This is a genomic window from Kitasatospora sp. NPDC058046, assembly GCF_042885595.1.
Classification (GTDB): domain Bacteria; phylum Actinomycetota; class Actinomycetes; order Streptomycetales; family Streptomycetaceae; genus Kitasatospora.
The window spans coordinates 22,666-38,470 of record NZ_JBHVRS010000014.1; the positions used below are offsets into that span (position 1 = coordinate 22,666).

11 protein-coding genes and 1 other RNA gene are annotated in these 15,805 nt (G+C 74.2%); 10 read left to right on the forward strand and 2 right to left on the reverse strand.

Annotation, left to right across the window (positions count from 1 at the left end):
• Nucleotides 1–8: 8 nt before the first annotated feature.
• On the forward strand, nucleotides 9–560 hold the full coding sequence (locus ACFVU7_RS25985; RefSeq protein ID WP_049650826.1) for a hypothetical protein: 552 nt from the start codon (nucleotides 9–11) through the stop codon (nucleotides 558–560).
• A 294-nt stretch (nucleotides 561–854) separates the two neighbouring features.
• Here the strand turns inward: ACFVU7_RS25985 and ACFVU7_RS25990 are convergent, their stop codons facing one another.
• Entirely contained in the window at nucleotides 855–3,692 is a 2,838-nt protein-coding gene (locus tag ACFVU7_RS25990) for an FHA domain-containing protein (protein WP_388047389.1), read from the reverse strand.
• Between the two features lie 380 nt (nucleotides 3,693–4,072).
• Here ACFVU7_RS25990 and ACFVU7_RS25995 point away from each other — a divergent pair, with 380 nt between their 5' ends.
• The 3 genes from ACFVU7_RS25995 (at nucleotide 4,073) to prfB (ending at nucleotide 8,702) form a co-directional block, all read left to right on the forward strand.
• A complete protein-coding gene (locus ACFVU7_RS25995; RefSeq protein ID WP_388047390.1) occupies nucleotides 4,073–6,001 on the forward strand; it encodes a protein kinase in 1,929 nt (642 codons plus the stop codon).
• Nucleotides 6,002–6,254: 253 nt separating this feature from the next.
• Nucleotides 6,255–7,508: a serine/threonine-protein kinase gene (locus ACFVU7_RS26000; RefSeq protein ID WP_380780301.1), complete on the forward strand. Its 1,254-nt coding sequence runs from the start codon at nucleotides 6,255–6,257 to the stop codon at nucleotides 7,506–7,508.
• An 81-nt stretch (nucleotides 7,509–7,589) separates the two neighbouring features.
• The gene (gene prfB, locus ACFVU7_RS26005; protein WP_049653430.1) at nucleotides 7,590–8,702 is read left to right on the forward strand and encodes a peptide chain release factor 2; all 1,113 of its coding nucleotides are present in this window, start codon (nucleotides 7,590–7,592) and stop codon (nucleotides 8,700–8,702) included.
• Nucleotides 8,703–8,766: 64 nt separating this feature from the next.
• Here prfB and ACFVU7_RS26010 read toward each other — a convergent pair whose 3' ends face one another.
• Nucleotides 8,767–8,961: a hypothetical protein gene (locus ACFVU7_RS26010; RefSeq protein WP_049653432.1), complete on the reverse strand. Its 195-nt coding sequence runs from the start codon at nucleotides 8,959–8,961 to the stop codon at nucleotides 8,767–8,769.
• Nucleotides 8,962–9,312: 351 nt separating this feature from the next.
• On the opposite strand from ACFVU7_RS26010, the gene ftsE reads away from it, so the two are divergent.
• The 6 genes from ftsE (at nucleotide 9,313) to ACFVU7_RS26040 (ending at nucleotide 15,685) form a co-directional block, all read left to right on the forward strand.
• Entirely contained in the window at nucleotides 9,313–10,002 is a 690-nt protein-coding gene (ftsE, locus tag ACFVU7_RS26015; protein WP_049653434.1) for a cell division ATP-binding protein FtsE, read from the forward strand.
• Nucleotides 10,003–10,081: 79 nt separating this feature from the next.
• Nucleotides 10,082–10,993 (forward strand): permease-like cell division protein FtsX, encoded by a 912-nt coding sequence (gene ftsX / locus ACFVU7_RS26020; RefSeq protein WP_049653435.1) that lies wholly within the window; start codon nucleotides 10,082–10,084, stop codon nucleotides 10,991–10,993.
• 112 nt (nucleotides 10,994–11,105) lie between these two features.
• A complete protein-coding gene (locus ACFVU7_RS26025) occupies nucleotides 11,106–12,242 on the forward strand; it encodes a S41 family peptidase (protein ID WP_388047392.1) in 1,137 nt (378 codons plus the stop codon).
• Between the two features lie 44 nt (nucleotides 12,243–12,286).
• Entirely contained in the window at nucleotides 12,287–12,763 is a 477-nt protein-coding gene (gene smpB, locus ACFVU7_RS26030; protein WP_049653438.1) for an SsrA-binding protein SmpB, read from the forward strand.
• A gap of 86 nt (nucleotides 12,764–12,849) precedes the next feature.
• Nucleotides 12,850–13,231: a transfer-messenger RNA gene (gene ssrA / locus ACFVU7_RS26035) on the forward strand.
• A 150-nt stretch (nucleotides 13,232–13,381) separates the two neighbouring features.
• On the forward strand, nucleotides 13,382–15,685 hold the full coding sequence (locus ACFVU7_RS26040) for a UvrD-helicase domain-containing protein (RefSeq protein ID WP_049653441.1): 2,304 nt from the start codon (nucleotides 13,382–13,384) through the stop codon (nucleotides 15,683–15,685).
• Nucleotides 15,686–15,805 lie beyond the last annotated feature (120 nt).

Consider the following 15,805-nt stretch of genomic DNA (forward strand, 5'->3'; position numbering starts at 1 on the left):
CTTCTTCCATGAACCTCGTCACCCTCGCCCGGCACACCCTCTCCCGTGGGGCCACCCCGGCCGCGACCTACGCCCTCCTGGCCCGCCTCGGCCACCCGCCCCTGCCCGTCGCGCGCGCCGTCTGCCTCGCCCTCGACATCCCCCACGCCGAAACCACCCGCCGCCTGGCCGAGTGCTACGACGCCCTCCTCGCCGACCCCCGCCCCGACACCGAGACCGACACCGGCGAACTCCTCGAAGCCCTCGGCGTCTTCGACGTCCCCAAGTCGCTCACCGACACCGAACTCGCCGTCGTCGAACACTTCCTCGTCGCCATCGACGCCATGGGCGGCATCCGACCGGGCCACCACCACGGCCTCCAACGCTGGTTCACCACCGGCAACCTCATCTCCGCGTACCTCTCCCTCGCCGCCGCGCATCCCCTTCCCCGCACCGGCGACCCCGCCCTCTACTGGACCACCCTCGTCACGGCCGGCGAACTCCTCGCCACCACGCTCCCCTCCGACCGCCGCATCACCTACGCCCTCACCCGCTGCCGCGCCCGCGCAACCCACCCGTAAGCGCGAGAAGTCGGCCCGGCCGACTTCCCGCGCAGGAGCGGCGCCGGACGGCGGGGTGAAGTGAGCGCTGCTCGGCGGCGGTTCCGGCGGCCCGGCCCTTCTCGGTCGGGCCCGCCTGGGCCTTGTCGTCCTGGCGGGCGGGCGACCTGCGGCGAGGAGCGCGGCGGTTGTGGCTCTCCCCGCACAGGAAGTCGATCTGACGACTTCCTGTGCGGGGAGTGGTGCCTGATGCCGTTGCCGCTTCGGGTCGGCCGAAGCGGCAACGGGGTGCGAGGCGAGGTGGCCCCGGAGGGGTCAGCGGGCGGCGGCGCGTTGGAGGGCGCTGGCGAGGAGGGCGAGGTCGGTGGGGCCGTTGCCGAGTTCACGGACGGGCCGGCGGGCCGGCGGGGCGCCGAGCTGGAGCGGGTCTATCGCGACGACGGTGGGCCGCAGGGTGGCGGTGCGCGGGATGCGGCCGCTGATCCGGGCGGTCTGGAAGGCGGTGACGCCGCCGTCCGGGAGGCGGAGGTAGCCGCGGCCGGGGGTGTCCTCGGGCAGGGCGGCCGCGTCGCCGAGGTGGATCAGCAGGTCGGAGTCGGCCGGGTCCTCGGTGCGCAGGGCGATCCGCAGCAGCGCGGCCTCGTCCACCTCGGTGCCGGCGCTCTCCTCCGGGCGGCCGGTGGCGACGGCGAGGTGGACGCCGAGCGGTCCGCCGCGGCGGGCGACGGCGGCCAGCGCGCGGGCGAGCGGGCGGCCGGCGGCGGAGGTGGGGGAGAGCAGGGCGTCGTAGTCGTCGACGACGACGACCAGCCGGGCGGGGGGAGCGGCGGGGCCGGTCGGGCGGGGGCCCTCCGCGCTGCGCGGCGGGATGATCCGGGGCGTGGTGGCCGCTCCGCCGCCGACGGCGGCGGGCACCGGGACCTTGGGGTGCTCGGCGTCCGCTTCCGGCCCGTCCAGGCTCTGCGCGTCCAGGATGCGGGCGGCATGCCAGGAGGCGAAGTCCAGCCCGTCGAACAGCCGTTCCCGCAGGGTGAGTTCGTCCTCCAGCGCCTCGGCCGCGAGCAGCGCTGCGCGCGGGTCGGCGGCGGCGTTCACCCGGCCGCTGACGTGGGGCAGCTCGGTGCAGCCGTCCAGTCCGTCCTGGCCGTCCGCGGTGGCCCGGCCCTCGATGATCGTGACGGCGAGCCGCCCGGGCCGCTCGGAGACGGCGAGCGAGGCGACCAGGGTGCGCAGCAGCTCGGTCTTGCCGGAGCCGCGGGCGCCGCCGATCAGCAGGTGCGGGCCGCCCGGGTCGGGGGAGGGGACGGTGAGTTCGGGGTCGGCGAGGTCGAGCGTGCAGAGCTCGTCCCGGGTGGTGCCGAGCAGGGCGGTGGCGGCGCCGATGCCGCCGGCGTGGGCGTCCCAGCGGGCGGACAGCTTGGCCGGGGTGACGGTGTCGAGCTGCAGCAGGTCGAGCAGCCGCAGCACGTCGGGCAGCGGGCCGCGGGCGGCCGGGGTGGCCTCGCGCAGCGGGGCGAGGACCCGGGCCAGCCGTTCGGCCCAGGCGTCCGAGACGGCGTCCAGCGAGACCTCGTGGAGGGTCTCCCGGCCGCGGGCGACCGGCCGGGACAGCGACAGCTGGGTGCCGACCTCGCCGGTGATCAGGGCGGTGGCGCCGAGGCCCCGGGGGAGCAGTTCGGGCTGCTCGGCGAGGCAGATCGGGAAGATGCCGACCGCCGGGCCCTGGCGCAGCAGCAGGTCGAGCGCCTGCCGGGCGGCCTCGGTGGCCGGGCGGCCGTCGACCACGACCACGGTGGCGGGGTGGCCGCCGAGGCCGCTGGGGCCGCTGAGCCGGGCGGTGAGCTCGGTCAGCCGGGCGGTGGCCTGTTCGTCGTCGAGGCCGATCAGCAGCCGGCAGTCCTGGCCGTCGACCGGGCGCAGGTGGGGCAGCCACAGGGCCCAGGCCCAGGTGTCGACGCGGTCCTCGGCGGCGCGGGCCGGGTCGGCGTCGACCACGACCAGGCTCAGCCCGGTCGGCGGGTGCAGCGCGGCGAGCTGGGCGACGACGGCGCGGGTGAGCGCGTCCAGGCGCTCGCGCGGGCCGCTGAGGCCGAGGCTGCCGGCGGTCTGCAGGTCGAGGGTGACCGGGACGGCGGGCAGCATGGTGCCGGGCGTGGTGCCGGGGCCGCCGGGGCGGTCGGCGGTGCCGAGCCGCAGGGTGAGCGCGTCGGGGTGGCCGGGGCCGCGCTCCCAGAGCCGGGGGCCGGGGCCGACGGCGTTGAGCAGCAGGGTGGCGAGGTCGGGCCAGCGTTCGCGCTGGGCGGCGGTCTGGCGCAGCCGGACCGCGGCGTGGTGGCGCTCGGCGCTCTCCTGACCGGGCGGTTCGGCGGCGCGGCCGGGCAGCAGGGAGAAGAGGCCGCGGCCGCGGCCGGGCGCGGGTTCGGGGGCGGCGGGCGGCTCGACCACGGGCGGTGCGGGCCGGACCGGCCCGGGGGCGGCGAGCTGGAGGTGGCCGTGGCCGTCCGGCAGGGCGGCGCGGACGGCTCCGGCGGCCTCGGCCGGGTCGGGGGCGGTCACCTGGAGGGTGGACTCGCCGATCCGCAGCACGGCGCCGGGCTCCAGCGGGACGGCGGCCTCCGGCGGGACGGGCGGGACGAGCCGGCCGTCCAGGGCGGTGCCGTTGGTGGAGCCGAGGTCGCGTACGGAGATCCGGCCGTCCTCGGCGAGGTGCAGGGAGAGGTGCAGCCGGGAGACGTCCGGGTCGTCGAGCGGGACGTCGGCCTCGGCGGAACGGCCGATCCGGATCTCCCGGCCGTGCAGCCGGTGCACGCCGCCGGCGTCGGGGCCGCCGACCACCCGCAGTTCGGCGGCGGCGGGGGCGTCGTCGGGGTCGTCGGCGGTCGGGTCGGGCTCGTTCAGGCTGAGGACGGCGCCGTCGAGCAGCGGGGGGTGGCCGAGCAGGGTGTGCTCGTCGACCCGGTGCGCCCCGGCGTACAGGTGTACGTGGGTGGCGGCCCGCGGCCCGCGCACGCCCACGGCACCCGCGAGCGCGCCCGCGATGGCGCCGAGTGCGGTGCCGACGGGCGCGGTCACCAGCACGTCCACGTAGGGAATGGCGGAGCCGGCGGCGGACGGGCCGCTGCGCGGTCGGAGGACGGTCAGCCGGATCTGCATCTCGCCCGCGGGTCCCTTCTGCTGATGTGAAGCCTGGTGCCGCTGCCCGGTGCCAAGGGCACCGTTGGGCCACACGAGTGGCGAGTGTCCATCCTGCCATCCGTCGTGGACGGTCCGCGCACCGTACCGGATTTGACGATCTTGCGATCGTGGCCGTGACCGGGGCGACGGAGAGTCAGGTCGACGGTCCTCTCGCGGGGTGCCCGGGACCTTCCCTAGGGGATCTCCCCCAACCCTTCCCCAGACCGTGCGGATGGCCTACCGACCACCTCAAAAACCCGTACGGTCACCGTTAGAGTGGCCGCAGACACGGGCCCGGCAGGCTCACCGCACCGGCGGAGGAGCGCCCCGCGCGGGCGGCACGGCGAGGAGTGCGACAGGTGCGGCCAGTCGGCAGCAAGTATCTGCTGGATGAGACCCTCGGGCGGGGTGCGACCGGCACCGTCTGGCGCGGCGTGGTGCGCGAGGACGTCCAGGTGCCGGGCTGCCCGCCCGGGCAGCGGGTGGCGATCAAGGTGCTGCGCGAGGAGCTGGCCGCCGACCCCGACGTGGTGATGCGCTTCCTGCGAGAGCGCTCCCTGCTGCTGCGGCTGACCCACCCCAACATCGTCCGGGTCCGCGACCTGGTCGTCGAGGGCGAGCTGCTGGCCCTGGTGATGGACCTGGTGGACGGCCCCGACCTGGCCCGCTACCTGCGCGCCAACGGCCCGTTCAGCCCGATCGCCGGCGCCCTGCTGATGGCCCAGGTCGCGGACGCGCTGGCGGCCAGCCACGCGGACGGGATCGTCCACCGCGACCTCAAGCCGGCCAACGTGATGCTCGCCTCCACCGTGGTGGACGGCGTCGAGCGGATGCACCCGCTGCTGACCGACTTCGGCATCGCCCGGCTCGCCGACTCCCCGGGCGTCACCCGCACCCACGAGTTCGTCGGCACCCCCGCCTACGTCGCGCCGGAGTCCGCCGAGGGCCGTCCGCAGACCTCCGCGGTGGACGTGTACGGCGCCGGGATCATGCTGTACGAGCTGGTCACCGGCCGCCAGCCGTTCCAGGGCGACAGCGCCCTCGCCGTGCTCCAGGCCCACCTGGCCCAGGAGCCGCAGCGGCCCAGCACCATGCCCGAGCCGCTCTGGACGGTGATCGAGCGCTGCCTGCGCAAGGACCCGGCCCAGCGGCCCGGTGCCACCTCGCTGGCGCACGCGCTGCGGGTGGTCGCGGCCGGGGTCGGCGTGCACGCCTCCCCGGCGGCGGTGGACGAGGCGCTGGCGGTCGGCGCCCTGCTGCTGCCGGACCCGCAGCCGACCGCCGTCCCCGGCAGCGTGCCGCCGCTGCCGCCCGCGATGGTGCCGGGCGCCCTGGCCCCGGGCTTCATGGTCCCCGGTACGGCCCCCGGCGCCGAGGACCACACCCAGGTGCTGCCGCCGACCAGCGGGCAGTACGACCCGGCCGCGGCGACCGCGGTGATGGGCACCCAGCCGCCGCCCCCGCAGGGCGCCCCGGACCGCACCCGGGTGATGCCGCCCGCCGCCGTGCCGCCGCCCCCGCCCGCCGGGCCGCCGCAGGAGGAGGCGCCGCACCCGTGGCAGACCCAGCTGCGCGCGGCGCGGGACCGCAACCAGCAGACCCAGGTCGGCTACTTCGGCCCGGAGGACTACGAGGACCTCCCGCAGCCGCAGGTCGCCCCGCAGCCCTACCAGGCCGGGCAGGGGGGCCCGGCCGGACCGGGCGGCCACGGCGGCCAGGGACACCGGCCGGGCCAGGGCGCCCCGGGCGGGCGCCCCGGCGGGCAGCAGCCCGGCGGCTACCGCCAGGCCCCGCCCCCGCCCGGCTACGCCCAGCGCCCGCCGGTGGCCCCGCCGCCCTACCAGGCGGGCCAGGCCGGCCAGGGAAGCCAGGGCGGCCAGCGGGGCCAGGGCGGCCGTCCGCAGCCGCCCGGCGGCTACCGGCAGGCCCCGGGCGGGTACGGCCAGTCGCAGGGCGGCTACCCGCCGCCGCCCGCGCCCACCCCGGTGCCGCGCCGGGCCGAGCCGCCCGCGCCGCAGTACCGGGAGGCCCCGCCGCAGCGCCGCGAGGAGCCGCCGGCCCCGGCCCGCCGCGAGCCCGGGCCGGCCCGCGAGCCGCGCCCGCGCAGCCGCAACCGGATGTACATCCCGGGGCTCGGCTGCTTCAAGGGCTGTCTGATGGTGCTGCTGGTGCTGGCCGTGGCCGGGGTGGCGCTGTGGAACTTCACGCCGCTGCCGCACTACTGGGACAACGTCGTGGGCTGGTTCGACTCGGCGCGCGACTGGGCGAACAGCCTCTTCGGCAAGTAGCGCCGCCCGAGGCCGGAGCCGATCCGGAGCCGGAACCGGTCCGGGTCCGGACGGCGTTCCGGCCTCCGGCCCGCCCGGGCGGCCACATTGACGCTATGTCGACAATTATCGAGATTTCTCGGCCGGGACTCCCGCTCCGGGCCCTTCGGGCGGCCCCCGCAGGCCCTCCGGGCGCGTAGGTTGGTCGCTGTTGTCCCGCCCCACCGAGCGCGCCGGACCCCCGGAGCGCTCCCGCGCCGCCCACGGAGCAGCATTGGCACGCAAGATCGGCAGCCGGTACACCGTCCACCAGGTGATCGGCCGGGGTTCGGCCGGGACGGTCTGGCTCGGTGAAGGGCCCGACGGCCCGGTGGCGGTCAAGCTGCTGCGCGAGGACCTCGCCGCCGACCAGGTGCTGGTCGGCCGCTTCGTCCAGGAGCGCACCGCGCTGACCAGCCTCGACCACCCCCGGGTGGTCGGCGTGCGCGACATGGTGGTGGACGGCAGCGACCTCGCCCTGGTGATGGAGCTGGTCCAGGGCACCGACCTGCGCTCCCGGCTGGAGCGGGACGGCGCGCTGCCGCCGCAGACCGCCGCCTCGGTCATCGCCGACGTCGCCGACGGCCTGGCCGCCGCGCACGCGGCCGGGATCGTCCACCGCGACGTCAAGCCGGAGAACGTCCTGCTCGACCTCGCCGCCGCCCCCGGCCCCGGCGGCGCCCCGCGCGCCAAGCTCACCGACTTCGGGGTGGCCCGCCTGGTCGACGCCCCGCGCCGCACCCGGGCCACCCGGATCATCGGCACCCCGGACTACCTCGCCCCCGAGATCATCGAGGGCCTGGAGCCGCGCGCCGCCGTCGACATCTACGCCCTCGCCACCGTGCTGTACGAGCTGCTGGCCGGCTTCACCCCGTTCGGCGGCGGCCACACCGGCGCGGTGCTGCGCCGGCACGTCACCGAGCAGGTCCCGCCGATCCCCGGCCTGCCGGACGGGCTGTGGCGGATCATCTCCGAGTGCCTGGCCAAGGCCCCGGCCTCCCGGCTGCGCGCCGCCGAGCTGGCCTCGCGGCTGCGCGAGCAGCTGCCCTCGCTGGCCGGCCTGCCGGTGCTCGCCGTGCCCGGCCAGGGCCGGGCCCCGGCCGAGGAGCAGCTGACCCCCGGCGAGGCCGTCTACGCCGAGATCGACGCCGGCCCCGGCATCCACAAGCGCCGCCGCGGCCCGGCCGTCCCGCTGGTGCCCGGCGCCGCCCCGGACTCCACCCGGGACACCCACACCAGCCTGCGCCGCCCGTCGGCCGACGAGCTGGCCGCGTACGCGCTCGAGTCCCGCGCCCAGCGCGCCGCCCCGGGCCACCGCCGGGACCGCCAGGCGCTGCTGCGCCGCCGCCGGCTGCTGGCCGTGCTGATCGCCACCGTGCTGCTGCTGGCGGGCGCCGCCGCGGCCTGGACGGCCTTCGCGGCCACCGTCCCGGACGGCGGCCACCCGACCCGTCCGGCGGTGTCCGGCACGGCCCCGCGGGCGCCGTAGCCGGGGCCGTGGCCGCCGTCGTGACGCCGGGGGGACCGGGGGTGTCGTCATGACCACTCCCGGAACCATTACCCTGGGGGCGTGGCAGCCGTCGATCCTTCCGAAGAGCTCAAGAACCTCGATACGACCATGGGGTCGATCGAGGCCGTCATCGACCTGGACAAGATCCGGGCCGACATCGCGGTCCTGGAGGAGGAGGCAGCCGCCCCCACCCTGTGGGACGACGTCGCGAACGCGCAGAAGGTGACCAGCCGGCTCTCCTTCCTCCAGGGCGAACTGCGCCGGGTCGAGGGCCTGCGCAGCCGTATCGACGACCTGGGCGTGCTGTTCGAGCTCGCCGAGGCCGAGGACGACGCGGACACCCGCACCGAGGCCGAGAACGAGCTCGTCGCCCTCCAGAAGGCGGTCGAGGAGCTGGAGGTCCGTACCCTCCTGTCCGGCGAGTACGACGCCCGCGAGGCGCTGATCAACATCCGTGCCGAGGCCGGTGGCGTGGACGCCGCCGACTTCGCCGAGCAGCTCATGCGCATGTACCTGCGCTGGGCCGAGCGGCACGGGTACCCCACCGAGGTGTACGACACCTCGTACGCCGAAGAGGCCGGCATCAAGTCCGCGACCTTCACCGTGAAGGCCCCGTACGCCTACGGCACCCTCTCGGTCGAGCAGGGCACCCACCGCCTGGTCCGCATCTCGCCGTTCGACAACCAGGGCCGCCGGCAGACCTCCTTCGCCGGTGTCGAGGTGCTCCCCGTCGTCGAGCAGTCCGACCACGTCGACATCGACGAGGGCGAGCTCCGGGTGGACGTCTACCGCGCCTCCGGCCCCGGCGGCCAGGGCGTCAACACCACCGACTCGGCGGTGCGCATCACGCACATCCCGACCGGCATCGTGGTCTCCTGCCAGAACGAGCGCTCGCAGATCCAGAACAAGGCGTCCGCGATGAACGTCCTCCAGGCCAAGCTGCTGGAGCGGCGCCGCCAGGAGGAGAAGGCGGCGATGGACGCGCTCAAGGACAGCGGCAGCTCCTGGGGCAACCAGATGCGCTCCTACGTGCTGCACCCGTACCAGATGGTGAAGGACGTCCGCACCGCGTACGAGGCCGGCAACCCGCAGGCCGTGCTGGACGGCGACATCGACGGCTTCATCGAGGCCGGGATCCGCTGGCGCAAGCAGCGCGAGACCAGCGCCGAGTAGCGGCAGACGACGAAGGCCCCCGACCGCAGTGGTCGGGGGCCTTCGTCGTACGTCTCGTGGGTTGTCAGGCCAGAGCCTGCCGCGCGATCAGCGCCACCGCGAGCAGCCCGGCCAGCAGGGCCAGCAGCATCGCGGGGGAGAGTGCGGCGAACGGGCTCTGCTGCTCCTGGATCCGGGCCCGGTTGGCCCGGCACACCGGGCAACGCCCGTCGCTGACGCGGCCGTTGCAGTTGGCGCACACCAGATGGTCGCAGGTCATGCGATCTCCTCCTCGCTGCTACAGCCAACGCGCCGGACGGGGCTTTGGTTCCATGTGCTGCCCTGTACGGGGGAGCGGCCGTGACGCGGTCGCCCCCTCCACTCTGCCAGGTTCCGGCGGTTCCGGCTCCCGGGCTGCGAGATGGCCCCCGATATTCGGGGCATAAACGGACATTCTCCCCCAAGGGGCGGGCGTTGTCGCGGGCGGCCCCTGCGGGCCGGATGCCGATTCGCGTATGGTCCGAGTCCGGGAGCGGCCCTCCGCGCTCCCTTCGACCGCCCCCGGGCCGGGCCCCAGGGGCGGACCGACCCAAGGACTGGCGCCGCCTAGGATGGCCTCCGTGATGCAGCCGTGATCAGATTCGACAACGTCTCCAAGACCTATCCCAAGCAGAACCGTCCCGCCCTGGACAACGTCTCGCTGGAGATCGAGAAGGGTGAGTTCGTCTTCCTGGTCGGCTCGTCCGGCTCGGGCAAGTCCACCTTCCTGCGCCTGTGCCTGCGCGAGGAGCGCCCCACCACGGGGGCGGTGCACGTGCTGGGCAAGGACCTCGGCAAGCTGTCCAACTGGAAGGTGCCGCACATGCGCCGCCAGCTGGGCACCGTCTTCCAGGACTTCCGCCTGCTGCCGAACAAGACGGTCGCGCAGAACGTCGCCTTCGCGCTGGAGGTGATCGGCAAGCCCAAGAGCGCCATCAACAAGGTGGTGCCCGAGGTGCTGGAGCTGGTCGGCCTCGGCGGCAAGGAGGACCGCATGCCGGGCGAGCTGTCCGGTGGTGAGCAGCAGCGCGTGGCGATCGCCCGGGCCTTCGTGAACCGTCCGATGCTGCTTATCGCGGACGAGCCCACCGGCAACCTCGACCCGCAGAACTCGGTCGGCATCATGAAGCTGCTCGACCGCATCAACCGCACCGGCACCACGGTGCTGATGGCCACCCACGACCAGGCCATCGTCGACCAGATGCGCAAGCGCGTCATCGAGCTCGACAAGGGGCTGCTCGTCCGCGACCAGGCCCGCGGCGTCTACGGGTACCAGCACTGACCGACCAGCGCTGACCCGTAGGGCCGCCGGCCCGAACCGCCAGTCCCGGAGCAGTACCGACCCTGGAGTTGTTTCCCGCATGCGTGCCCAGTTCGTCCTGTCGGAGATCGGTGTGGGTCTCCGACGCAACCTGACCATGACCATCGCGGTCGTGGTCAGTGTCGCGCTCTCCCTCGCCCTCGCCGGTTCCTCGCTCCTGGTCCGCGACCAGGTGAACTCCATGAAGGGGTACTGGTACGACAAGGTCGAGGTGAGCATCTACTTCTGCACCAAGGCGGACGCCCGGAACTCGCCCCAGTGCGACAAGGGTGCGGCCACCGACCAGCAGGTCCAGGACATCAAGGACCAGCTGGACAAGATGACCTCGGTGGTCCAGTCGTCCACCTACGAGAGCTCCGCCGACGCGTACAAGCACTGGAAGGAGATGAACCCGGACAACCCGCTCATCTCCGTCCTGGGCGCGGACGCCATGCCGCAGTCCTGGCGGGTCAAGCTCAACGACCCGACCAAGTACGACGTGATCCAGAGCGCCTTCGCCGGCAAGCCCGGCGTCAAGTCGGTCGAGGACCAGCGGAAGATCCTGGAGAACCTGTTCGGCCTGCTGAACGGCCTCCAGACGGCGGCCTTCGTGATCATGGTGCTGATGCTGTTCGTCGCGCTGCTGCTGATCGTCAACACCGTCCGGGTGTCGGCGTACAGCCGACGGCGTGAAACCGGGATCATGCGCCTGGTCGGTGCGTCGAACTTCTACGTCCAGATGCCGTTCATCGCCGAGGCGGCCTTCTCGGCGCTGCTGGGCGCGATGATGGCCTCCGGACTGCTGATCGGCGGGCACTTCTTCGTCCAGAACTGGCTGGCCGACCGGGTGCAGTTCATCCACTTCATCGGCCTCGGCTCGGTGCTGGCGGTGATACCGCTGCTGATCGTGGTGGGTATGGGCATGGCCGGTGTGGCGGCGTTCTTCACGCTGCGCAAGTACCTCAAGGTCTGATTCCCGGACGCCCCGACGGCCCCGGACGGCACTGCGCCGTCCGGGGCCGTCGGCGTTCCGGGGCCCGTCGTTCCGGTTCGTCCCGCTCGGAGCGGTGTCTACACTCCGGTCCATGCTGCAAACTCCGCGCAGGGCCCGCCAGGTGGCCGCGCTCAGCCTGGTGTTCGGCGCCGTGCTGCTGGCCGGCGCGGCCACCGGCGCCTGGGGCGACCCGGGCGGGCCGGCGCACAGCCCGTCCGCCGACACCGCCCGGGCCACCGGCGGGCTCCCGGCGGACCCGGCCGGCGCCGCCCTGTCCGAGCAGCAGGCCGAGCACCTGCTGGCGGCCGGCGGCGACCGCTGGGGCGCGTACTACAGCGCCCAGGAGTACGCGGAGTTCAGCCAGGGCCTGGACGGCCGGTACCCGGGCGTCGGCCTCTCGGTCGGCCGCGGCCAGGACGGCGTCACCGAGGTCTCCCAGGTCGCGCCCGGCGGCCCGGCCGCCGCGGCCGGCATCGCCCCCGGCGACCGGCTCGTACGGATCGGCCAGGACCAGGCCGACCACCTGCCGGTCACCGAGGTGGTCGCGCGGCTGCGCGGCCAGGGCGAGGAGCGCCGGGCCGGCTCCGAGGTCACCCTGGCGGTCCGGCGCGGCGAGGGGGAGGAGCGCGAACTGCGGCTGCGGCGCGTGCTGCTGGACAGCCGGCAGGTCACCGCGGAGCAGCTGGGCAAGGGCGTGCTGCGGGTGACCGTGCGCGGCTTCACCAGCGGCGTGGCCGACCAGGTGCGCGCCGCGCTGCGCGCCCCGCACGCCGGCGTGGTGCTCGATCTGCGCGGCAACTCGGGCGGGTTGGTCGACGAGGCGGCCGGCACCGCCGGGATCTTCCTGGACGGCGGAACGGTCGGCTCGTACCAGGAGCGCGGCGAGACCAGGGAGTTGACCGCCCCGCCCGGCGGCGACCAGCGCACCCCGCTGGTGCTGCTGGTGGACGGCGGCACGATGAGCGCCGCCGAACTGCTGGCCGGAGCCCTCCAGGACCGCAGCCGCGCCGTGGTGGTGGGCTCGCGGACCTTCGGCAAGGGCACCGTCCAGCAGCCCAGCCGGCTCGCCGACGGCGCCGTGCTGGAGCTGACCGTCGGCCGCTACTACACCCCGGCGGGCCGCTCCCCGGACGGCACCGGCCTCACCCCCGACGTCCCGGCCGGCTCGGGCGAGGAGGCCGACGAGCTCGCCCTGCGGGTCCTCTCGGGGCTGGGCACCCGCGCCTAAAGCAGCTGCCCGATCCGGCCTCGAAGTGCGAGAATGGCCGCGTTATGGCAAAGGAAACCGGACAGAAGCTGATCGCGCAGAACAAGAAGGCGCGACACGAGTACACGATCCTCGACACCTACGAGTGCGGCCTCGTCCTCACCGGAACCGAGGTCAAGTCGCTGCGCGAGGGGCGGGCCAACCTGGTCGACGGCTACGCGTACATCCAGAACCACGAGGCGTGGATCGACAACGTCTTCATCCCCGAGTACACCCAGGGGACGTGGACCAACCACGCGGCCCGGCGCAAGCGCAAGCTGCTGCTGCACAGGATGGAGATCCACAAGATCGAGAGCAAGGTCCGCGACGCGGGCCACACCCTGGTCCCGCTCTCGCTGTACTTCAAGGACGGCCGGGTGAAGCTCGAACTGGCGCTCGCGGTCGGCAAGAAGCTCTACGACAAGCGCCAGACGCTGCGCGAGAAGCAGGACACCCGCGAGACGGCCCGTGCGGTGGCGGCGGCCCGCCGACGCCAGGGTTAATCCGCTGGACCCTCGCCCGTCGCCTCGCGTACTATGGCGCAAGCAACACGGACGATGACCGTCCGAGCTGTTTCTCAACAAAACATGGGGATGATCGGTTTCGACAGGGGATGTTGAAACAGGGGAAGCGAGCCGAGGAACGCGGCAATGATCTCGTTAACCACGTGTCGCAAAAAAATAATCGCCAACTCTAAGCGCGATTCCCAGCAGTTCGCTCTCGCTGCCTAATAAGCACCGATAGCGCTTGGGTGTCAGACCGGGGAGTTCCCGACCCGGACCCTGGCATAATCTAGGGAACTCAACCGTCCGCCCGGGCTGCGAGGGCGGATGGGAAATCAAACAGCAGCTGGGCCTGTTGGCGGCTTGTCCGTGTGACCGCCAGGGCCGAGAAAATCACAGCGGACTGCGCTCGGAGAAGCCCTGAATTAACTCCACTGGACCCGGGTTCGATTCCCGGCATCTCCACCACCCCATGTTGACACGAAGGCCGTCCTCCGCTCCGCGGAGGGCGGCCTTCGATTTTTGTACGTTCCGGAGCAGCGCGGCCGGGGGGTCGCGGCGTAGGATCATCCGTCCGCTCGTTTTCCGGAGCCGGATTCCGCCGCTACCACCGAGGCCATGCAGAGCAACACGCCCACCACCCCCGCCACCGACCACGAGACCGTCCGCGCACGCGAGATCGCCGGTGAGCAGCAGCACCTCGACACCGTCTACCACCGGTTGGAGGAGAAGCTCGCCGAGGCCGAGTACATCCTGGAGGACGCCGCCAAGCGGGTCCAGGTCGGCACCCCCGGCGCGCTCGCCGAACGCGACGCCCAGGTCTACCGGGCCGGCGCCCACCTCCAGCGTCTGAACAACGAGTTCGAGGACTTCCTGTTCGGCCGGATCGACCTCCAGCGGGCCGACGCCCCGGAGGAGCACGGCATCCCGTCGAACACCCCGCTCGACCCGGCCGACCCGGCCGTCGCCGAGACCCTCCACATCGGCCGACTGGGCGTGCTGGACGCCGAGTACGGCCCACTGGTGATCGACTGGCGCGCGCCCGCCGCCGCCCCCTTCTACCGCGCCACCCCGGTCGAACCGGGCCGGGTGATCCGCCGCCGGGTGATCCGCTCCAAGGGCCGCAAGGTGATCGGCGTCGAGGACGACCTGCTGCGCCCCGACCTCACCCCGACCCTGGACGGCGAGGAGCTGGCGGTGGTCGGCGACGGCGCGCTGATGGCCTCGCTGGGCCGCGCCCGCAGCCACTCGATGCGCGACATCGTCTCCTCCATCCAGAAGGAGCAGGACGAGGTGATCCGCGCCGCCGCCGCGGGCGCCACCCTGGTCACCGGCGGCCCCGGCACCGGCAAGACCGCAGTCGCCCTGCACCGCGCCGCCTACCTGCTCTACCAGGACCGCCGCCGCTACGCCGGGGGCATCCTGGTGGTCTCGCCGACCGCGCTGCTGGTCTCGTACACCGAGGGCGTGCTGCCCGCGCTGGGCGAGGAGGGCCAGGTCGCCATCCGGGCGGTCGGCTCGCTGGTGGACGGCATCGAGGCGGACACCTACGACACGCCCGAGGCGGCCCGGGTCAAGGGCTCGGCCCGGATGGTCCAGCTGCTGCGCCGGGCCGCCCGCGCGGCGCTGGAGCTGGGCGCGCCGCAGGAGCTCAAGGTGGTCGCCCGGGGCGAGGTGCTGAAGCTGGACGCCTCCCGGCTGAAGGCCGTGCGCGGCAACGTGGTGGGCTCCGGCGGCACCCCGCTGAACCTGCTGCGCCCGCGCGCCCGCCGGCTGCTGCTGGACGCCCTGTGGCAGCAGGCCACCAGGGACCTGCCGAAGCCCGCCGACCACTACGCCCGCGAGCAGCGCCAGGAGGAGAAGGAGTCCTTCGACGAGTACGTCTCGGACGAGGCGTCGTTCCTGGACTTCCTGGACGCCTGGTGGCCGGCGCTGACCCCGCGCCGGGTGCTCGCCACGCTGCGCCAGCACCGGCACACCAACCGGATCGCCCGCCGGGCCGTCACCCCGGACGAGGCCAGGCTGCTGGCGGCCTCCTGGCGCCACCTGTCCGGGCGGGGCGAGGGCGCGCTGTCCGCGCACGACGTCGCGCTGATCGACGAGCTCCAGGTGCTGCTCGGCGAGCCGGCCCGCCCGAAGGTCCGCGAGGTGGACGCGGTGGACCTGCTGAGCGGCCTGGACGAGGTCACCACCTTCGCCGACCGCAGCGCCCGCCAGCGCGACCGCCAGCCGGTCGAGCGCACGGAGTACGCGCACATCATCGTGGACGAGGCGCAGGACCTCACCCCGATGCAGTGGCGGATGATCGGCCGCCGGGCCCGGATGGCCACCTGGACGATCGTGGGCGACCCGGCGCAGTCCTCCTGGCCGTTCCCGCAGGAGGCCCAGGCCGCGCTGGACGAGGTGCTCTCCGGCAAGCCGCGCCGCCGCTTCACGCTGACCGTGAACTACCGCAACCCGGCCGAGATCGCCGAGGTGGCGGCCAAGGTGCTGGCGCTGGCCGCGCCGGGCACCCCGTCGCCGAGCGCGGTGCGCCACGTCGGCGTGGAGCCGCGCTTCGCGGCCACCACCGACCCCGCGCCGGAGGCCTTCGGCAAGGCCGCCCGGGCCGAGCTGGAGCGGCTGCTGGCCGAGGTGGACGGCACCGTGGCGCTCGTGGTGCCGATGGACCGCCGGGGCGAGGCGGCCGGCTGGGCCGAGGGCCTGGGCGGGCGCGTGGTGGTGCTGGGCAGCCTGGAGGCCAAGGGCCTGGAGTACGACGCGACCGTGGTGGCCGACCCGACCGGCATCGCCGGCGAGTCGGAGGCCGGCCTGCGGGTGCTGTACGTGGCGCTGACCCGCGCGACCCAGCGGCTGACCGTGCTCTCCGGTCCGGACGACCTGCCGGACGCGGCCGGCGTGCCCGCGCTGCTGCACGGCTGACGGACCGTACCGGGTCCGACGGAAGAAGGCCCCTCACCGGGTGGTGAGGGGCCTTCAGACGTTTACGACACCGACCCGCCATGCTCGCCTCGCGGCAAGTGGTCCCTCGAAGGGACGAAG